Origin of the sequence: Micromonospora sp. MH33, assembly GCF_003013775.1 — a bacterium.
Taxonomy (GTDB): Bacteria; Actinomycetota; Actinomycetes; order Mycobacteriales; family Micromonosporaceae; genus Micromonospora; species Micromonospora fulviviridis.
Genome location: NZ_MUYZ01000109.1, coordinates 1 through 19,366, shown reverse-complemented (window position 1 = coordinate 19,366; position 19,366 = coordinate 1). Strand labels below are relative to the sequence as shown.

Below are 19,366 nucleotides of genomic sequence, written 5' to 3'. Positions count from 1 at the left end.
GGCGCCGCGGTTCGCCGGGGCCACCGTCCTGGTCACCGGCGGGCTGGGCGGGCTCGGCAGCCGCCTCGCCGTCGCGCTGGCCGCCGCCGGCGCCGTCCCGGTCCTGCTCGACGTGCGTACGCCGGACGGCGCCCCGCCCGACGTCCGCCGGATGCTCACCCTGCTGCGCCGGCGCTGCCCGCGGGCCCGGCTGCTCACCCTCGACCTCACCGACCCGGCGGCCGCCCGCGCGGCCCTGGCCGGGCTGCGGCCCACCGCGATCGTGCACTGCGCCGGGCGGATCGCCGGCGGCACCGGGGTACGCCTCGGCCCCGCCGAGGTCGACGCCCTGGTCGCCGCGAAGGTCGCCACCCTGGAGGCGGTGCTCGCCACGGTCCGCACCAACCGGCTGCGGGCGGTGCTCACCTTCGGCTCGCTCACCGCGCACGGCGCGCACCCGGGGCTCGCCGGCTACGCCCTCGCCAACGAACTGCTGCACCGGGCCACCGCCCGGTACGCCGCCGCCCACCCCGCAATCCGCTGCTGCACCGCCGAGTGGTCGCTCTGGTCCGGCGCCGGGATGGCCCGGCAGGTGGCCCGGGTCGCGGCCCGGCAGCTCGGCATGGTGCCGGTGCCGGTGGCCACCGGGGTCGCCGCGGCCACCCGGCTGCTCGCCGCGCTGGTCGACGCCCCGCCCGACGAGGACCTGCCCGACTCGCTGCTCGTCTGCGGCGAGCGCCCCGGCACCCAGGGCGCCTGGTCCGGGCGGCCGGAGGGCGTACCCGGGGTGGACGCCGCCCTGGTCGTGCCGCCCGGCGGCGACCTCGACACGGCGATGCGCGCGGTGGCCGAGGCGGCGGCCGGCGGTGCCGCGTTGATCCCGGACGGAACGGCCGGCCACGGCGCCCCGCTGCTGGTCCGGGCCACCGTCACCGGCGACGGGGTGGACTGCGTGGTCCGCTCCGGGGCCGACCCGGACGGGCCGGCGCTGCGCAGCTCCCGCTACCGGCTGCTGCCCGCCGGCACCTGAGACACCCGGTCCGCCCGCTCCTGAGAGAGGTGAGCACGATGCCCGACGGATACCTGAAACTGCCCGACGACTGGGTGCGCGTGATGGTCAGCGTGCCGGCCCCGGTAGACGAGGTGTGGGAAGCGGTCACCGACCCGCGGCGGGTCGCCCAGTGGTTCGGCCACCTGTCCGCGCCCATGACCACCGGGGCGAGCACCCGGGTCGACTTCGGCGACGGCGACTTCTTCGACATCGAGGTCGACCACGTCGAGCCGCGCGACCGCCTGCTGTTCCGGTGGAGCTTCCTCGGCGTCGGCCCGGAGTGCCAGGTCGGCTGGACGCTGACCGGCGGGGCGGAGACCACCACGCTGACCGTTGACGACAGCTGCCCCGGCCGCCCCGGGTCGGAGGTGGCCCAGCTCAAGGCCGGGTGGCTGGACTTCGTCGGCCGGCTCGCCCGCTACCTGGAGACCGGCCGCCCCTCCCGGTACGACTGGCGGCCGGAGATCGACGGCAGCGTGGTGCTGCCGAACGGCTCCTGGCACCCGCTGCGCGAGGAGACGGTGGTCGACTGGCTCCCCATCGCCACCGACGGCGCCGGCCCCGGCTGGTTCTTCGTGGTCGACGAGGAGGGCCCGCGCCGGTTCACCCTGCGCGACTGGCAGCTCGACCGGGAGCAGAGCCTCGACTTCGCGGTCGAGATCCCCGGGGCGCGTACGGTCACCGTCTGCCAGGTCCGGACCGACCCGGGCGAGCGGGCCCGTACGCTCTCCGTCTCGCACCAGGGCTGGCACCGGCTCGGCCTCAGCGACCTGCAGGAACGGACGCTGCGGCACCGGTTCGCAGCCACCTGGACGGCCGCGCTGGCGCTGGCCGAGGAGTGCGCGCGGACCCGGCAGGAGCTGCCGTGACCGCGATGGCCCACGACCGCGCCCCGGTCCGGGGCGACCGCACCGAGCCGGCGCACCGGCGCGGCCGGTCGACCGTCCTCCAGCAGCACCGGGACGCGGTCTCCCGGGTGATCCGGGCGATGCGGGACCGGCTCGACGAGCCGTGGACCCTGTCCCGCCTGGCCCAGGTGGCGTATCTGAGCCCGTTCCACTTCAGCCGGGTGTTCCGCCTGGTCACCGGTACCCCGCCGGGACGGTTCCTGTCCGCGCTGCGGATGGCCGAGGCCCGCCGGTTGGTGGTCTCCAGCCGGATGAACGTCACCGACATCTGCACCACGGTCGGCTACAGCAGCCTGGGCACCTTCACCACCCAGTTCACCGAGCAGGTCGGGGTCGGGCCGGGCCGGCTGCGCCGGCTGGACGCCGCGCACGGCGACCGGCCGCTGGAGCACGTGGTCGCCGCCGGGACCGAGCCGGCGGAGGAGGACGCGCCGCCCGGGGGCGTGGTCACCGGCACCGTGCACACCCCGGCCGAGGACGCCCGGCTGGTGCTGCTCGGGCTCTTCCCCACCCCGCTGGCCCAGGGGCTTCCCGTCGCCTGCACCAGCGTCACCGGCGACGGCCCCTTCGCCGTCACCGGGGTACCCGAGGGCACCTGGCACCTGCTGGCCTGCGCGCACCCCGAGGCGGTCACCGTCGGCGAGGTGCTGGCCGGCGTCCGCGACCCGGACGTCTGGGTCGGGGTGGCCGACGCGCCGGTGGTGGTCCGCCCGGGCCGGACCACCGGCCCGCTGGCCGTGCGGCTCGCCCCGGCCCGCCCCATCGACCCGCCGATCCTCACCGGCCTGCCGGTGCTGCCCCTCGCCGCGCGGCCGTAAGGCCGGACGCGCCCGCGGTGGTCTCCCCTGGCCGGGGAGGCCACCGCGGGCGGTGCGGGGAATCAGGCGTGCGGGGTCGGCGCCGGGCCACCGACCCGCTGGAAGTCGACGTCGGGGCTGATCCCGCGCACCGTGCCCTCCACCACGAGCAGGGACATCAGCGGGAAGGCGAAGTCGGAGGCGGCATAGATGCCGTACCGCTGCTGGAGGTCGTAGATGCCGTTGCCGAAGACGGACATGTCGAACTCGTTGTCCGGGCCGGCGGTCCGGGCGACCAGCTCCGCCACGTCCCGGACGAAGCCGTCCCGGTCCAGGCCGGCGCCGGCGTTGACCGCGCTGGCCAGCACGATCTCCCCGCACCGCCGGCCGTCGCCGGCCCCCAGCCGGGCGAAGAACTCGCCGATCGCCGCCCGTACGCCGTCGGGCAGCTGGACGCAGTAGCCGGCGTCGAGGACGACCACCCGCTCGTCCCGGGTCAGGTAGAGGTTGCCCGGGTGCAGGTCGCAGTGGACGAAGCCCGCGCCGAAGAAGAGCCGGTGCACGGCGGCCAGCACCACCTCGGCGAGGTGCGCCCGGACCCGCGGGTCGAGCCGCTCGACGGTCCGCCCGTCCAGATCCGGCAGGTACTCGAAGACCAGGCAGTTCGACGCCGACCGGTCCCGGTGCAGCCGGGGCACCCGGACCTCCGGCAGCTCGGCGAGCTCGGCGCGGAGCCGCTCGCTGTTCGCCGCCTCGCGGTGGAAGTCGAGCTGGCCGAGGATCGCCGCGCTCAGGTAGCCGACCAGGTCGGCGATGGGCATGCCCTTCATCTTCGGCGCCCGCGCGCCCAGCCGCGCCATCAGCTCGATGAGCCGCAGGTCCGCCCGCATCCGGTCGTCGATGCCGGGCCGCTTGAGCTTCAGCGCCACGACGGTGCCGTCGTCCAGCACGGCGCGGTAGACCGAGGCGATGCTGCCGCTGGCCAGCGGCTCCGGGTCCACCGGGCGCAGCACCAGCCGGGGCTGTTCCGCCCGGGCCCGGCGCAGCGCCTCGCCGGCCGCCGCGACGGACATCGGCGGCACCTCGTCGAAGAGGGTGCCGAGCCGGGCGCAGAGCGCGGGCGGCAGCGCGTCCCGGCGGGTGCCGGCGATCTGCCCGAACTTGACGAAGGTCGGGCCCAGTCGTTGCAGCGCCCGCACCATCCCTCGGTAGCGGCGCTCGGCCGCCGCCTCCGGCCCCCGGGTCACCCGCAGCACGAGGGACGCCGGCAGGGTCCGCAGCGCCTCCCCGGACGCCACGGCGACGATGGCCAGCACCCGCAGGAACATCCGCAGCGGCATCGATCACTCCTCACTCGAAGGCGAACATCTCCGCCATCTGCCGCAGCCGGGGGCCGGCCGGGGCGCGGCGGATCATCTGCTCCCGGATCCAGCAGGCCACCGGGTTGCTCCACTGCCCGACCCGGCCGAGCATCCGGGCCTGGCGGGTCAGGCCGTCCGCCCGGCGGCGGCGCGCCGCCTCGTACCGGGTCAGGGCCCCGGCCACGTCGTGGTCGCGCAGGCAGCGGCCCAGCACCACGGCGTCCTCCAGCGCCTGGCAGGTGCCCTGGCCCAGGTTCGGGGTGCTGGGGTGGGCGGCGTCGCCGACCAGGACCACCCGCCCGGCGCTCCACCGGGGCACGGGCGCGCGGTCGTAGATGTCGGTGACCAGGATGTCCTCGTCCGGGGTGGCGGCCAGCACCTGCGGGATCGGCGCGTGCCAGCCGTCGAACCGGGCCGACCAGACCCGGCGGGGCAACTGCTCACCCCAGCCCCGGCGCAACGGCATGGTGGCGAACCAGTACGCCCGCCCCTCCGGCAGCGGGAACAGCCCGAACTGGGCGGCCCGGCCCATGGTGAGCAGGCCCGGCGCGGCGCCGAGGTCGTACCGGGCGATGCCACGCCAGACCGGGTAGCCGGCGTAGCGCAGCGGGTCCGCGCCGCCGCCGAGCAGCTGCCGGCGGATCGTCGAGCGCAGCCCGTCCGCGCCGACGAGGAGGTCGGCCTCCTCGGTGCCGCCGTCGGCGAGGGCGGCACGCACCCGGTCGCCCGCCTCGGTCCAGCCGACGCAGCGGGCGCCGGTGCGCAGCATCCCGGGGAAGAGTTGGGCGCGCAGCGCCTCGACCAGGTCGGCGCGGAGCAGCGCCAGGCCCCGGCCGCCGAAGCGCTCCGCCATCAACGGCCCCGGCACGTCGTCGAGGATCCGCCCGTCGGCGGCGCGGATCTGGTTGCCGTCGGCCGGACAGCCGGCCGCCCGGACCGGCTTGTCGGCGCCGACGGCGGCGAGTGCGGACAGCGCGTTCGGCCAGAGGGTGAGGGCGACGCCGGAGGGCCCCACGTCCGCCGAGCGTTCGAGGACCACCGCGTCCCAGCCCGCGTCCCGCAGGGCCAGTGCGGTCGCCAGGCCGGCCGGCCCGCCGCCGACGACGAGCGCCCGTCGAGTCGTCATGTCGCCGCCTTTCCGGTCATCTGCGGAAACGGTAGAGCGACGTGCCGGTGGGCCGGTTCTCGCCGATTGCTGTTCCGTTTCGGCGGCCGGGAAGACAGCAACACCGGATAAGGGGAAACGTCCGCCCGCGGGCGAGGATCGATGGGTGATCCCGGGTGCCGCGGCGGCCCGGTACGACGAGCGCGCGGCCCGACCCATCAATTCGGAGGTTGCGGTGTCAGCACCTGACAACAAGGCGGTCGTGCGGCAGCTCATCGACGCCTGGAACAACGGCGACATCAACGCTCTGATGACCTTCTGGTCCCCGACGATGGTGCACCACGGCCGGGGCGGCACGATCAGCGCCGAGGACACCGCCGCCGAGATGCGGCGGTTCCTCGACGCCTTCCCCGACCTGCGCATGGAGCTGCACAGCATCGTCTCCGAGGGCGAGCTGGTGGCCACCCGGATGACCGTGCACGCCACGCACACCGGCGCGTACATGGGCATCCCGCCGACCGGCCGCCCCGTGAGCTGCGCGCTCATGGGGCAGTTGCGGATCGTCGACGGTGTCGTGGTCGACCACTGGGGGGTGGCCGACGCGCTGGGCATCCTCGTGCAGATCGGGATGCTGCCGTCCGAACTGTCCACCGCCTTTTCCTGAGCAGCCGGGCAATTTCGAGGAAACGGAGAGACCGACATGACCGGACACCACCCGGATCTGGCGCAGCGCAAACGCGAATTCGAGGAGACCGTGCGGAATTTCCGCAAGGCGGTGCTGTTCGACTACGACCTCACGGCCGTGCAGCACGTCCTCGCACCGGGCTTCGTCGACCATTTCGCCCCGCCGTGGGACCCGCCGAGCCGCGACGGCGTGGCGCACCGGTTCGACCACGCGAACCAGGTGCTCACCACCCGCAAGGTCGAGGTGCTGGTGTCGGTGTGCGAGGGCGACATCCTGGCCCAGGCCATCCTGCTGCACTTCGAGCACACCGGGCCGTTCATGGGCATCCCGGCGACCGGCCGACGGTTCGAGATCGGCGGGTCCAACACCTTCCGGTTCTCCGACGGCAGGATCGCCGAGCACTGGGGCGTCTTCGACGTCGCGAAGATCCCCGACCTGCTGGCCGGCGAGCCGGGCGCGGCCGGCGGCTGGTCGTCCATGTGGGACCGCGAGGAGATCGGCACCGCTGGCAAGGGCTGACGACCCGCCACCCCGATGGGCCCCGCCGGCGATCCGGCGGGGCCCACGTCACGGGTACGCGAAAAGGCGACCCGGGCACCACGTCCCGGGTCGCCTTCGTCGCGTCTCCTGACGGTCAGCCGGCCCGCCACCCGCCCGGCGGCGGCGCGGCCGCCCGCTGGAAGACGGCCGCGAACTCCCGGGCGAAGTCGCCCAGCGACCGGGGCTCGGCGCCGGTCAGCCGCCGCACGGTGTCGGTGACCGCCTGGACCCGGCCGGCGGCGATCAGGTCGTTGAACACCGCCACGTCCTCGGCGTACCACTCCTCGGCCCCGAACTGGCGCAGCATGGCGGCCACCTGCTCGCGCGGCACCGGCAGGTGGCGCAATGGGACACCGGTCGCCTCGGCCAGCACCTTCGCCGTGTCGTCGAAGGAGAGAGCCTCCGGGCCGGACAACACCAGGGTCCGGTTGCGCGCCCAGTCGGGGCAGTCGGTGAGCAGCGCCGCCGCGGCGGCCGCCACGTCCCGCGCGTCGACCATCGCCACCCGGCCGTCCCCGGCCGAGCTGCGGATCGCGCCCCCGGCCACCATCCCGAACAGGTTCTGCATGAAGAACGCCAGTTGCAGCACGGTGTGGTCGACCGCGGAGTTGACCAGCAGCGCGTTCGCGTCGCCCTGCCAGACACCGTGTCGCAGTGGCGACTCCCGGCCGGCGTCCAGCACCGACAGCTTCACCACGTGCCGCACGTCGGCGCGTACCGCCGCGTCGATCGCGTTGCGCTCCTGGGTGAGCTGCCCCCGGCTGGTCGCGGTCAGCACGAACACCCGCTCCACCCCGGCCAGCGCGGCGTCCAGGTCCGCCGCCCGGTTCAGGTCGCCGGCGACCAGATCCGCGGCGTCCCCGAGCTTCGCCCGGGCCCGCTCGACGTCGCGGACCAGGGCCCGGGGCCGGACGCCGGACGCGGCGAGCAGCCGGACCAGCTCCGACCCGACCCGGCCGGTGGCCCCGGTGACCAGGATCGTCCCGCTCATGCCGACTCCTGGTGGTTCTCGACGGTGACGTCCCTCTCCGGCAGCTCGCCGGTGAGCAGGTACCGGGTGGTCAGCTCGTTGACCACCGGGTGCCCGCCGAACGGGAAGAGCTTGTGGCACGCCGTGTCGGCGGCGAGCACCAGCCGGCTGTTCTCCGGCAGCAGCTCGCGCAGCCGCCACGCCCCGACCGCCCGGGTGAAGATGTCCGCCTCGGACTGCACGAGCAGGATCGAGCGGGCGCTGTTCCCCGGCCCGATCTCGGTCAGCGGCTCCACCGGGGAGGTCGGCCAGAACGCGCCGGCCTTCACCGAGGCCAGGGTCCGCCCGATGAACGGCAGCTCCGCGCCCACACTCGCCATCTCGGCCTCGTACCGGTCGAGGTCGCGCGGCCAGCTCGACTCCCCGCAGAGGATGGCGAGCTGCCCGGCCGGAGTGCTGTCCTGGCGCTGGTTGACCAGCCCCATCAGCTCGCCGACCGCCGGGCCGGGCACCGGCTCGCCGTGCACCGCGGCCTTCAGCACCGCGCCCAGCAGCGGGTACGTGCGGTCGGCGGTCAGCATCACCACCGTGAAGAACTCCAGCGCGAACCGGTCCAGCGGCATCGGCAGTCCGGGCACGGCCAGCGGCTCCCGCCCGGCCCGGTCCAGCAGCTCGTCGTAGCGGGACCGGACCGTCGCCGCGGTGTCACCCAGACGCAGCTCGCCGTCGCGCGCCGCGGCCCAGCCGCACCAGCGGTTCACCGCCGCCTCGGTGCTCGCCGCGACGTTGAGGAAGAGCCCGCGCCAGGGCCAGTCGGGGCTGAGCACGCTGTCCAGCACCACCCGGTCGGCCCGCTCGCCGAACAGCTGGGTGTAGACCGCGCCCAGGTACGTCCCGTACGACCAGCCGAGGTAGGAGATCTTCTCCTCGCCGAGGGCGGCGCGGACGACGTCCATGTCCCGGGCCACGTTGCGGGTGCTGGCGTACGGCAGCAGGTCCAGTGCGACGTCGGCGACCTTGGCGGCCACCTTGGACTGGAACCGGATCTCCTCGGTGATGCTCTGCGGCCGGTGGAATACCCAGAGCCGCTCCTCGGGCGTCCAGTCCACCTCGATGGGGTGGCTGTCGCCGCTGAACCGGTGGTCGAAGGCGACCAGGTCGAACCGGTCCAGTACCTCGGCGGGGAGCGCCCCGACGAGCTGCCCGATCAGCGGGATGCCCCGGTTGCCGGGGTCGTCGGGCGCGATCATCAGCACCCCGATCCGCCGCCCGGGGTCGCCGGCGGGCCGGCGGGCCACGGCGATCTCGATGGTGCGCCCGGCGGGGTCGCGGTAGTCGAGCGGGACGGTGACCCGGGTGGTCTCCGTTCCCGCCTCGCCCTCGGCCGGCTGCCAGGTCAGCCGCTGCCGGTGGTAGCCGGCCAGGTCGCCCCCGGCCGGCCCGTCGCTGGTCGGGGTGCTCAGAACATCGGCGGACATGTGACGTTCTCCCTTCGTCGCCGCGGCTGGCCGGTCAGGCCCGGAGCTCGTAGAGGGTGTTGAACGGGCTGGGCTCCATCAGCTTCTCGACGCTCGTGAAGCCGGCCTCCTCGCACAGCCGGTGCAGCAGCGCCGGCGGCAGCCCCATCAGTCCGGCCGGATCGGCGGCGCCGGCCGCGAGGCCCTGCGGCACGTGCTGGAGGGTGCTGATCGCGTAGAGCATGCTGCTCACCGGGCCGGCGCCGGCCAGCGGCACGTCCTCGCCGTTGGTGGCCAGGAGCAGGAACACCCCGTGCGACTGGAGGGAGTCGTGGATCCGGCGCAGCAGCGCGGCCGGGTCGGGCGCCTCGTGCAGCACGTCGATCGCCAGCACCAGCGCCAGCCCGTCGTCGAGGTCCTCGGCCGGGTCGGCGGTGCTGAACCGGATCCGGTCCGCCACGCCGGCCGCGGCCGCCTCGGCGCGGGCCCGGCGGACGTTGATCTCGACCGGGTCGTACCCGACGAGTTGCAGCTTCGGGAAGGCCTGGGCGAGCAGGATCAGCGCCCGGCCGTCGCCGCAGTGCACCTGCGCCACCCGCCCGCCGACGGTGAGCTGCTCGGTGAGCCCGTCCACCGCGACCACCCACTGCGGGACGAGCACCTTGCCGAGGCGGTTGGCGTCCTTGTGCCAGATGGTCTCGAACAGCTCCGCCGGGTACTCCTCGGGGTGCAGGCCGGAGCCGGTGCGGAAGCCCTCGATCACACCGTCCAGCACCGCCGACAGCGCCGGCATGAGCCGGGCCATGTCCCCCATGTAGAACGGCCCGTTCTCGTCGCCGAGCGCGGCGGCCGGGCCGGGCGGCAGGGCGTACCGGCCCTCGGCGTCCCGGGTGAGGTAGCCGGCGCTGGCCAGGGCCAGCGCCCACTCGCGGACGTACCGCTCGTGGTTGCCGGTCCGGCGGGCGAGTTCCCCGGCGGTGGCCGGCCCCGAGCGGGCCAGATCGGCGAAGAGGCCGAGCCGGCTGCCGAGGGCGCACATGACGACCACGCCGGCCGCCGACACGTCGCCGACGAAGCGCTGCATGAAGGCCATCAGCGCGGACATGTCCAACTGCCCCGGCGGGCCGGGCGGCTGCTGGGCTTCGGAGGTCAGGGTGGGCTGGTTCACGGTGATCACCTCGGAGGGGACGGGGCTCGTGGCCGGTCGGTCGGGGGCGGGCGGGTCACCAGTGCACGGGGATCTCGCCCGGGGTCCGGAACGCGGGCACCGGCAGCCACTGGAGCTGGTCCTCGGGCACCGCCAGCCGCAGGCTCGGGAAGTCCCGGGCCAGGCCGCCGAGCAGCGCGGTCAACTCCATCCGGCCGACCGGGGCGCCGAGGCAGTGGTGGATGCCCTGGGCGAAGGTCAGGTGCGGGTTGCGCCGCCGCGCCAGGTCGATCCGGTCCGCGTCGGGGAAGACCGACTCGTCGAAGTTGGCGGCGTTGAACGAGGGGATCACCGGGTCGCCGGCCGGGATGGTCACGCCGGACAGCTCCACGTCGGCCACGGCGATCCGCACCGAGCCGAGGCCGCCACCGGCGGACTGGGAGTGCCGGAGCAGCTCCTCGACGGCGCTGGGCACCAGCTCCGGCTCCGCGTGCAGGGCCGGCAGCCGGGCGGGGTCGCGCAGCAGGTTGAGCACCAGGTGCACGATCTCCGCGGTGACCGGCTGGTCGCCCGCGCCGATCAGGTCGAAGACCAGCGCGACCAGTTCGTGGTCGGCGAGCTGGTCGTCGCCGGTCGGGGCCACGAGGTCGCTGAGCACGTCCTCGGCCGGTTCCTTGCGCCGGCTACCGATCAACGCGGCCAGGTACTGCTGGAGGCCGCCCATCGCCGCCATCTGCTCGTCGGGCGGGACGGCGCCGAAGCTGAACGCGGTGCGGATCCAGCCGGCGAACGGCTCGTACTCGTCGTCCGGTACGCCGAGCACGGCGGCGACCACCGCCAGCGGCAGCGGCCGGGCCACCGTGGCGAGCAGGTCGGCCGGCTGGTCCGCCGCCGCCAGCCGGTCCAGGTGGGCCGCGACGACCCGGTCGACCCGGGGTCGCAGCCGGGCCAGCCGGGCCGGGTCGAACGCCCGGGCGGCCAGCCGGCGGACCCGGGTGTGGTCCGGCGGGTCGAGGTAGAACAGCGACGGCAACGGTGGGATGGGGGCGAGCCTGGGCGCGTCCGGGCCGGTCAGCGCGCGGCGGCTGAACCGCTCGTCGCCGAGCACGGTGAGCACGTCGGCGTGCCGGGTGACCAGCCAGGCCCGGTCACCGGTGGGCAGGACGACCTGGGTGACCGGCTCGTCGGCCCGGAGCCGGGCGTACTCCGGCGGCGGCAGGCAGGGGTCGTCCTGGGGGAACGGGAAGGTGGCGTGGCGCGTGCCGGTCGCGTCGGACTGGGTGCTCATGCTGCGGCCTCCATGGTCGGATCGGTTTCTGGCCCCGCCGGATCACCAGGTGACCGGCAGCGCCCGCAGACCTCGGACGAATCCCTCCGTGCTCCAGGCCAGCTCCGCCTCGGGTACGGCCAGCGCCAGCTCCGGGAACCGGTCGAGCAGCCGCCGGACCAGCTCCTGGAGCTCGAGGCGGGCGAGCTGCGAGCCGAGACAGGCATGGATGCCGTGGCCGAAGGCGAGGTGCAGGTTCGACTCCCGGTCGAGGTCCAGCTCGTCGGGGTGGTCGAAGGCCCGGGGGTCGTGGTTGGCGACCGAGGAGAACGGGAAGACCGTTTCCCCGGCCCGGATCAGCACGTCACCGAGTTGCACGTCCTCGGTGGCCACCCGGGGGAAGACCCCCTGCGCGGTCTGCACCGGGATGTAGCGGAGCAGCTCCTCCACCGCGGCGGGCACCGCCTCCGGGCGCTTGCGCAGCTCGGCCAGCTCGTCGGGGTGGGTCAGCAGGGTGTAGACCAGGTTGCCGACCTGCTTCTCCGCTGTCTCGTGCCCGACCACCAGCAGGGTCACCCCGAGGAAGACCAGCTCGTCCTCGCTGAGCCGGTCGGTGCCGTCCCGGGCCGTCACCAGCTCGCTGAGCAGGTCGTCGGTGGGGCGTACCCGGCGCTGCGCGACCAGCCCGGCGATGTAGCGGGAGAGGTGGCCGAGCGCCTCGGCGGTCTCCTCCCGGGTCCGGGTGAAGATCGACATGGCGGTCTCGGACCAGGCGTCGAACTGCGCCCGGTCCTCCTCGGGGACGCCCAGGATCAGGCAGATCACCCGGAGCGGCAGCCGGGCCGCCACCAGCGACATCAGGTCCGCCGGTGCGCCGGCCCGCTCGACGTCGTCGAGCAGCAGGTCGACGTGCCGGCCGATCTCCGGCCGCAGCTGCTCGACCCGGCGCTGGGAGAACGGCTTCGCCACCAGCCGGCGGATCCGGGTGTGGTCGGGCGGATCCATGCTGAGCAGGGACACCTGCGTCATCGGCTGGGGGAACATCCGGGGCAGGTCGGCGCCGAGGATTTTGGCCCGGCTGAACCGGCGGTCGGCCAGCACGGTCCGGTTCGCCGCGTGGTCCAGCACCAGCCACGCCTCGCCGCCGTACGGGAGGGTCACCCGGGAGACCGGCCGCTCGTGCAGGAGCTGCCGGTACCGCTGGTCGATGGTCAGGCCGACGTCCCGGGTGAACGGGTACGCGGGGGCCGGGTCGTCACTGCTCACGAGGCCACCTGCCGTTCCGGCGCGATGCGGGCGGGGACACCGCTTTCGAGATCAGCGGCGTACGGCCACGCTATGCGTCGGCGACGGGAGGAGGCTTCCTCCACCTTGCTGCGGCGGGCGGGGCCCGCCGGAGGGTCAGGACTCCTGCTCCAGCACGGTGAGCATGGACCGCACCACGGAGGAGCGCCATCCGCTGCCCATGGTGCGGTGGGCGACCGCCTGGAACGGGCTGTCGAGGTCGAAGCCGGAGTGCTCCATCAGCATCCGGGTGCCCCGGCCCTCGGGCTCCAGCCGCCAGGTGACGACCGAGTCGAGGCCGCTGCCGCTGCGGTCCGCCCAGGTGATCTGGAGCAGCCGTTCCGGCTCGACGGCGAGGACCTCGCAGTGGATGGTGCCGGCGAAGTGCAGCGCCGGCATCGGCTTGGCCTGGAAGGTGAACTGGTGACCGACCACCGGCTTGAAGTCGTTGGGCATCAGCCAACGGGCCATCAGATCGGGATCGACCAGGATCCGCCACACCTGTGCCGGCGGGTACGGCAGGAACTGGTCGACTTCGATCTTGTCGGGTTCGGTCACACCGGATTCCCCTCGGTCGCGGACTCCTCGGCGACCAGCGCGGCGAAGTCGCTCATCCGCTCGCGCCAGAACCGCTCGTAGGGGGTGAGCCAGTCGCGCAGGTCCATCAGCGGCTCCGGCTCCAGCCGGTAGAGCCGCTTGCGGCCGCTGCGGCGCTCGGTCACCAGGCCGGCGTCGCGGAGCACCTTGAGGTGCTCGGAGACGCTGGGCCGGCGCATGTCGAACGAGGCGGCCAGATCCTGCACCGACTGCGGCCCGCCGTCGCGCAGCAGCCGGATGAGGTCTCGCCGCACCGGGCTGGCGAGCGCCGCGAAGACGTCCACTCCCGTGGCGGAGGACATGGCTCAGCCGCCGGATTCGCGGGTCACGAGGACGAAGCCGTTGCCGTCGGGGTCGACGAAGGTGGCGTCGCGGCCCCACGGCCGGTCGTGCGGGCCGTCGACCGCCACGCCCGCGGCGCGCAGGCGCGCGCAGTCGGCGTCGAGGTCGTTGGTCTCCAACTGGACTCCCTGGAGGTCACCTGGCCCGAAACCGGTGCGACCCGGCACCAGAACGATACCAGTGGCGCCCTTTTCCGGACCCACCTGCAACCAGCGCATCGGCCCCATGGTCAGGTCCTGCACGACCGTCAACCCCAGCACGTCGGCGTAGAACGCCTTCGCCCGGTCCTGGTCCGACACGGAGACCGTGATGAGCCTGATCTGGGTGATGGTCATGGACAGGACGATAGGTAGGAGATTTCCTACCTGTCAACCGAGTGACGAGACTATGGCATCGGGTGAGAAACACGACGGCGGTCCGTGCCGTGCCACCCTGGGACGGGCGGCACGGCACGGACCATCGCGCGGGAGTCGCCGGTCAGCGGCTCCGGTAGCGGGCGATGGCCAGGCCCGCGAAGACCACGATCAGGGCGATGATCCAGATCAGCGACCGGGTGACGTAGTAGCCGGTGCTGTGGCCGAGCAGCGCCTCGGCGGGGGCGCCCTGGGTGAGGGTGCGGACCGCGTTGACCACCACCGTCACCGGCTGGTGCTCGGTGAACGCCTGGAGCCAGCCCGGCATGCTGGAGGTCGGCACGAAGGCGCTGGACGCGAAGCTGATCGGCATCACGATGAACGAGATGCCCTGCGCCGCCTGGACGCTGCCGGCCAGCAGCCCGACCGCCACGAAGATCCAGACGAAGGCGAACCCGAAGAGCACCAGGAGGCCCAGCGCGCCGAGCGCGGAGCCCCAGTCGGTGTGCACCCGCATCCCCACCGCGAAGGCGATCGCGATGGTCGGGATGAGCACCGCGACGGTCATGGCGAGGTCGGCCAGGACCCGGCCGGTGAGCACGGCGCTGCGCGGCATGGGCAGCGACCGCAGCCGGTCGAAGAGGCCGCCGACGTGGTCCTCGGCCACGCCGAGCGCGGTGCCGATGGTGGCGAACATGATGCCCACGGTGAGCAGCCCGGGCGCCATGAAGTCGACGTAGCGCATCGTGCCGGTGCCGATCGCGCCGCCGAACACGTACCGGAAGATCAGCAGGAACGCCACCGACTGCACGATGCGCAGGATCAGCAGTTGGGGCGTACGCCGGTAGATGCGCAGGGCACGACCGGTGAGCACGCCGACGCTGGGCAGCAGGCGGGCGTTGTTGGCCGGGTGCGGCGCGGCCACGGCGGTCATCGGGAACTCCTCGACACGGTCTCGGGCTCGATGCCCGTGGGGGATTCGGGCGACCGCGGCTCGGCGCCGCGGGACTCGCCCGCCGGGGTCGACCCGGTCAGCGACAGGAACACCTCGTCGAGCGTGGGCCGGCGCAGGGCCACGTCCTCGACGTGTACGCCCAGCTCGCTGACCTCCTGCAACGCCTCGCGGAGCCGCTCCGGGCCGGAGTCGACCGCCACCGAGGCCATCAGCGAGCCGTGGTCGACGACCGGCGTCTCGGCACCGATCCGGGTCAACGCCCGCATGGCCGGATCAAGATCCTCCCGGTCGCGGACGTGGATCTCCACGATGTCGCGGCCGGCCCGGCTCTTCAGCTCCTTGGCCGTGCCGGAGGCGATCACCTGCCCGTGGTCGATGATCAGGATGGTGTTGGCGAGCCGGTCCGCCTCCTCCAGGTACTGCGTGGTGAGCAGCACGTCGGTGCCCTCGGTGGTGAGCGCCCGGATGGTGTCCCACAGCTCGATCCGGCTCTGCGGGTCGAGCCCGGTGGTGGGCTCGTCGAGCAGCAGCACCTGCGGGCGGCCGACCAGGCTGGCGCCCAGGTCGAGCCGGCGCCGCATGCCGCCGGAGTAGGTGCGGACCAGCCGGTCGCCGGCCTCGCCGAGGCGCAGCCGCTCCAGCGTCTCCTCGGCGCGGGCCCGGGCGGTACGCCGGTCCTGGCCGAACAGCCGGGCGATCATCTGGAGGTTCTCCCGCCCGGTCAGCGCGGGCTCGACCGTGGCGTGCTGCCCGGCGAGGCCGATGAGCTGGCGGACCCGGGCCGGTTCGGCGGTCACGTCGATGCCGCAGACCCGCAGCGTGCCGCCGTCCGGCCGGGCGAGCGTGGAGATCATACGCAGGAAGGTGGTCTTACCGGCCCCGTTGGGGCCGAGGATCGCGGCGACCTGGCCGGACTCCAGGCGCACGTCGAGCCCGTTGAGGGCGACGACCTTGCCGAAGGACTTGCTGAGGCCCACGGCCTCGATCATCAATGACATGACACTCTCTCAACTGAGGACCGGGGGTCCGTCGGGCCGTGCCGGCTCGGGCCCCGACCCCGGGGGGAGAGGTCGGGGCGGCCGAACCGGAGCGCGTCGACCTACTGGCCGCCGGGCGCCGACATGAGGACGAAGGCGTTGCCGTCCGGGTCGGAGAAGTTCGCGTCACGACCCCATGGGCGGGCGTTCGGCCCGTCCACCTTGACGCCGGCGGCGCGCAGGCTCTCGCAGTCGCCGTCGAGGTCGTCGGTGAAGAGCTGAACGCCCTTGAGGCCGCCCACGGGCACACCCAGCACGCTCGGCAGCAGCGCGAAGCTGACCGGCGATCCCTTGGGCGCCACCTCGAGCCAGCGCATGGGCCCCATCTGGGAGTCCTGCGACACCTCGAAGCCGAGCTGCTCGACGTAGAACTGCTTGGCGGCGTCCTGGTCGGACACGGGCACGGTGATCAACTTGATTCCCTTGATGCTCATGACGACGACGATAGGTAGGGAACTTCCTACCTGTCAAGCAGGTCCGCGGGTGTCGCGCCCGCCTTACGCAGCGCCGCGAGCACGAACGACGGGGTCACCGACTGCTGGGTGATCTCGATGCCCAACGCGTCGGAGAGCGCGTTGGTGATGGCCGGCGGCGCGCAGATGGCACCTCCCTCACCGACCCCCCGGTAATCCGGCGGGCCGGCCCCGGGCTCCGGGCCGAGGTGCACGATCTCGATCGGCGGCACGTCCGCCGCGGTGGGCAGCAGGTAGTCGCGGAGCGTGTCGGAGAGCGGCCGGGCCGCCTCGTCGTAGTGCAGCCGCTCGTGGAGCACCCCGCCCAGTCCCTGAGCCGTGCCGCCGCGGATCTGCCCCTCCACCACGGCCGGATTGATCATCGAGCCGCAGTCCTCGACCACCAGGTAGCGGGTGATCTCGACCTGCCCGGTGCCCGGGTCCACCCGTACCCAGCAGCAGTGGGTGGCCTGGGCGAATCCACCGTCCGCCCCGTCGTAGGTGGCGGTGGCCGCCAGCTCGGTCGGCGTGTCCGGGGGCAGGTAGGCCGGGGCCAGGGAGACCATGCCGGCGAGCTGCACCATGGTCAGCCCGGTCGCCGGCCGCTCCCGTACGCAGACCCGGCCGCCGGCCAGCTCCAGCTCCTCCGGTGGGGCGCCGAGCATCCCGCTGGCGAGGCGGAGCACCTGGTCGCGTACCGCCCGGGCGGCCCGGGTCGCCGCGCCGCTGCCGAAGGTGGCGGCCCGGCTCCCGCCGGTGCCCACCATGCTGAACGGGGTGGCGTCGGTGTCCCCGTGCACCACCCGCACGGCGGTGTACGGCAGCCCGAACTCGGCAGCCACCACCTGGGCGAGCGTGGTCTCGTGCCCCTGCCCGTGCGGGATCTGCGAGGTGAAGAGCGAGACCTCGCCGGTCGGCTCGACGCGGACCCGGGCGGTCTCCTTGCCGCCGCCTGACATGGCGAGGAACTCGGCGCCGCCCGGCGAGGGCTCGATGAAGGTGGCCAGCCCGAAGCCGAGCACCTCGCCCCGCTCCCGGGCGAGCCGCTGCTCGGCCCGGAACCGGGGCAGGTCGGCCAGCTCCAGCGCCCGGTCCAGGGTGGCCGGCGCCCGCGTCCCGTCCAGCCGCCACCCGGCCGCCGTCCGGTACGGCTGCTCGGCCGGGGTGACCAGGTTGCGCCGCCGGATCTCCTCCGGCGCCAGCCCCAGCTCACCGGCGATGATGTCGAGCAGCACCTCCCGCGCCCAGGTCTCCACCGCCCAGGGCCCCCGGTACGCCACGTACGGCCCCTTGTTCGTGCAGACCGTGCTGACCTCGAAGTCGTACGCGGGGACCCGGTAGGGGCCGGGGATCAGCAGCCGCAGCGCCAGGGTGAAGAACGCCGGGTTCATCGGGATGACCGAGTACGCCCCGATGTCCATGACCAGCCTCGCCCGCAGCCCGAGCAGGGTGCCGTCCGCCCGGACCGCCGCCTCCAGGTGCAGCGACTCGTCCCGGGCGTGCCCGCCGACCAGCAGGTTCTCCCGGCGGTCCTCGATCCACCGCACCGGCCGGCCGGTCCGTACGGCCGCCGCGCAGACCAGCAGGTCCTCCCGGGTGATCCCCCACTTCGACCCGAACGAGCCACCCATGTCCGGCACCACCACCCGCACCCGGTGCGGCGGCAGCCGCAGGTGCGCGGCGAGCACCATCCGCATCAGGTGCGGCGCGTGCGCGCTGGCGTGGTACGTCAACTCGCCGCCGGCCGGCTCGTACGCGGCCAGCCCGCCCCGGGTCTCCAGCGGGGCGGCCATGTACCGGTGCTGCCGCAGGGTCCGGCCGATCACCCGGTCCGCCTGGCGGAAGGCGCCGTCGACGTCGCCGTACCGGGCGGTGTCGTGGTACGGCACGTTGCCGGGCGCCACGTCGTACAGGGCCGGGGCGGCCGGGTCGAGGGCGGTCGCCACGTCCGGCAAGGGGGGCAGCTCGTCGTACCGGACCTCGATCAGCTCCAGCGCGTCCTCGGCCAGGTAGCGGCTCTCCGCCACCACCATGGCCACCGGGTCGCCGACCAGCCGGACCCGGTCGTCGGCGAGCGCGGTGTGCACGAGCTGGGTCATCCCGGGGATCGAGGCGTCGAAGCTGACCGGTCCGAGCGTCCCGGCGAGGTCCGCCGCGGTGAAGACGGCGACCACCCCGGGGGCGGTCCGGGCGGCCGAGGCGTCCACGGTGATCCGGGCGTGCGGGACGGTGCTGCGCAGGAACGCCGCGTGCGCCAGGTGCGGGGCGGTCAGGTCGGCCACGTACCGGCCCCGGCCGGTGAGCAGGCGCGGGTCCTCGATCCGCCGGGCCGGGCTGCCGATCCGGCCCTCCTCGGGTCCGCCGCTCATCGCGCCGCTCCTTCCGGCGCGGCCGGCCGGCGCCGCTCCGCCGCGGCGAGCCGGACCGCGGCCACGATGCTCTGGTAGCCGGTGCAGCGGCAGATGTTGCCGGCGAGCGCGGCCCGGACGCCGGCGTCGTCCGGGTCCGGGTCGTCGGCGAGCAACCCGTGCGCGGCGAGCAGCATGCCCGGGGTGCAGAAGCCGCACTGGAGGGCGTGGCACCGGCGGAAGGCGTCCTGCACCGGATCCAGCTCGCCCGGGGCGGCCAGCCCCTCGACCGTGGTGATCTCGTGGCCCCGGGCCTGCACGGCGAAGAGCAGGCAGGCGTAGACCGGCTCGCCGTCGAGCAGCACCGTGCAGGCGCCGCAGGCGCCCTGCTCGCAGCCGACGTGCGTACCGGTCAGCCCGAGATCCTCGCGGAGGAAGTCGGCCAGCGTCCGGCGCGGCTCGACCCGCCCCGCCCGGCGTACCCCGTTCACCAGCAGCTCGACGGACTCCATGCGTCGCTCCCCAGGTCAGTGTGTCGGTCGGGCCCGGCGCGCCGCGTCGGACAGCGCCCGCCGGACCAGGGTCACCAGGACCTCGCGGCGGTACCCGGCGTCGGCCTGCACGTCACCGGCCGGCTCGACCTCACCGGCGGCGCCGGCCGCGGCCTCGGCGATCGCCTCGGCGTCGAGCGGTCCGCCGCGCAGCGCCCGCTCCACGCCGGGCAGGCGGCG

The 19,366-nt window shown here is 74.3% G+C and carries 21 protein-coding genes; 5 read left to right on the top strand and 16 right to left on the bottom strand.

Annotated features, from left to right (window positions below):
• The 3 genes from B0E53_RS18010 to B0E53_RS18000 form a co-directional block, all read left to right on the top strand.
• The coding region (locus B0E53_RS18010) for a KR domain-containing protein (RefSeq protein WP_146167698.1) at positions 1-1,009 on the top strand (1,009 nt) is incomplete at its 5' end.
• Positions 1,010-1,047: 38 nt separating this feature from the next.
• Positions 1,048-1,899: an SRPBCC domain-containing protein gene (locus B0E53_RS18005; protein WP_107077132.1), complete on the top strand. Its 852-nt coding sequence runs from the start codon at positions 1,048-1,050 to the stop codon at positions 1,897-1,899.
• Between the two features lie 5 nt (positions 1,900-1,904).
• Positions 1,905-2,756: an AraC family transcriptional regulator gene (locus B0E53_RS18000; RefSeq protein ID WP_246835458.1), complete on the top strand. Its 852-nt coding sequence runs from the start codon at positions 1,905-1,907 to the stop codon at positions 2,754-2,756.
• Between the two features lie 62 nt (positions 2,757-2,818).
• Here B0E53_RS18000 and B0E53_RS17995 read toward each other — a convergent pair whose 3' ends face one another.
• Complete coding sequence (locus B0E53_RS17995; protein WP_107077130.1) at positions 2,819-4,075, bottom strand: AarF/UbiB family protein; 1,257 nt, start codon at positions 4,073-4,075, stop codon at positions 2,819-2,821.
• Between the two features lie 10 nt (positions 4,076-4,085).
• Positions 4,086-5,222, bottom strand: coding sequence for an FAD-dependent monooxygenase (locus B0E53_RS37655; protein WP_168215360.1), 1,137 nt, complete (start codon positions 5,220-5,222; stop codon positions 4,086-4,088).
• A 214-nt stretch (positions 5,223-5,436) separates the two neighbouring features.
• On the opposite strand from B0E53_RS37655, the gene B0E53_RS37650 reads away from it, so the two are divergent.
• Together B0E53_RS37650 and B0E53_RS17985 are read left to right on the top strand one after the other, a co-directional pair.
• A complete protein-coding gene (locus B0E53_RS37650) occupies positions 5,437-5,865 on the top strand; it encodes an ester cyclase (protein ID WP_168215359.1) in 429 nt (142 codons plus the stop codon).
• Positions 5,866-5,901: 36 nt separating this feature from the next.
• Entirely contained in the window at positions 5,902-6,405 is a 504-nt protein-coding gene (locus B0E53_RS17985; protein ID WP_107077128.1) for an ester cyclase, read from the top strand.
• 115 nt (positions 6,406-6,520) lie between these two features.
• Here the strand turns inward: B0E53_RS17985 and B0E53_RS17980 are convergent, their stop codons facing one another.
• The 14 genes from B0E53_RS17980 to B0E53_RS17915 form a co-directional block, all read right to left on the bottom strand.
• A complete protein-coding gene (locus tag B0E53_RS17980; RefSeq protein WP_107077127.1) occupies positions 6,521-7,417 on the bottom strand; it encodes an NAD(P)H-binding protein in 897 nt (298 codons plus the stop codon).
• Entirely contained in the window at positions 7,414-8,874 is a 1,461-nt protein-coding gene (locus B0E53_RS17975) for an alpha/beta fold hydrolase (protein WP_107077126.1), read from the bottom strand. The genes B0E53_RS17980 and B0E53_RS17975 overlap by 4 nt, the downstream gene beginning before the upstream one ends.
• A 34-nt stretch (positions 8,875-8,908) precedes the next feature.
• Positions 8,909-10,021: a class I SAM-dependent methyltransferase gene (locus B0E53_RS17970; RefSeq protein WP_146167696.1), complete on the bottom strand. Its 1,113-nt coding sequence runs from the start codon at positions 10,019-10,021 to the stop codon at positions 8,909-8,911.
• A gap of 55 nt (positions 10,022-10,076) precedes the next feature.
• The gene (locus B0E53_RS40145; protein WP_107077124.1) at positions 10,077-11,288 is read right to left on the bottom strand and encodes a cytochrome P450; all 1,212 of its coding nucleotides are present in this window, start codon (positions 11,286-11,288) and stop codon (positions 10,077-10,079) included.
• Positions 11,289-11,330: 42 nt separating this feature from the next.
• Complete coding sequence (locus tag B0E53_RS17960; RefSeq protein ID WP_107077123.1) at positions 11,331-12,533, bottom strand: cytochrome P450; 1,203 nt, start codon at positions 12,531-12,533, stop codon at positions 11,331-11,333.
• 135 nt (positions 12,534-12,668) lie between these two features.
• Entirely contained in the window at positions 12,669-13,109 is a 441-nt protein-coding gene (locus tag B0E53_RS17955) for an SRPBCC domain-containing protein (RefSeq protein WP_091316681.1), read from the bottom strand.
• Positions 13,106-13,450: a metalloregulator ArsR/SmtB family transcription factor gene (locus B0E53_RS17950; RefSeq protein ID WP_107077122.1), complete on the bottom strand. Its 345-nt coding sequence runs from the start codon at positions 13,448-13,450 to the stop codon at positions 13,106-13,108. The genes B0E53_RS17955 and B0E53_RS17950 overlap by 4 nt, the downstream gene beginning before the upstream one ends.
• Before the next feature lie 3 nt (positions 13,451-13,453).
• Positions 13,454-13,825: a VOC family protein gene (locus tag B0E53_RS17945; RefSeq protein WP_091316676.1), complete on the bottom strand. Its 372-nt coding sequence runs from the start codon at positions 13,823-13,825 to the stop codon at positions 13,454-13,456.
• A 142-nt stretch (positions 13,826-13,967) separates the two neighbouring features.
• Positions 13,968-14,777, bottom strand: a complete 810-nt coding sequence (locus tag B0E53_RS17940; protein WP_107077121.1) for an ABC transporter permease — start codon at positions 14,775-14,777, stop codon at positions 13,968-13,970.
• The gene (locus B0E53_RS17935) at positions 14,774-15,787 is read right to left on the bottom strand and encodes an ATP-binding cassette domain-containing protein (protein WP_348639666.1); all 1,014 of its coding nucleotides are present in this window, start codon (positions 15,785-15,787) and stop codon (positions 14,774-14,776) included. Before B0E53_RS17935 ends, B0E53_RS17940 begins: the two co-directional genes overlap by 4 nt.
• A 110-nt stretch (positions 15,788-15,897) precedes the next feature.
• Positions 15,898-16,269 (bottom strand): VOC family protein, encoded by a 372-nt coding sequence (locus B0E53_RS17930; protein ID WP_107077119.1) that lies wholly within the window; start codon positions 16,267-16,269, stop codon positions 15,898-15,900.
• Between the two features lie 26 nt (positions 16,270-16,295).
• Positions 16,296-18,656 (bottom strand): xanthine dehydrogenase family protein molybdopterin-binding subunit, encoded by a 2,361-nt coding sequence (locus B0E53_RS17925; RefSeq protein ID WP_107077118.1) that lies wholly within the window; start codon positions 18,654-18,656, stop codon positions 16,296-16,298.
• Positions 18,653-19,147 (bottom strand): (2Fe-2S)-binding protein, encoded by a 495-nt coding sequence (locus tag B0E53_RS17920; RefSeq protein ID WP_107077117.1) that lies wholly within the window; start codon positions 19,145-19,147, stop codon positions 18,653-18,655. Before B0E53_RS17920 ends, B0E53_RS17925 begins: the two co-directional genes overlap by 4 nt.
• A 15-nt stretch (positions 19,148-19,162) precedes the next feature.
• Positions 19,163-19,366, bottom strand: a 204-nt coding sequence (locus B0E53_RS17915; protein WP_210406120.1) for a hypothetical protein, incomplete at its 5' end; no start/stop codon positions are given.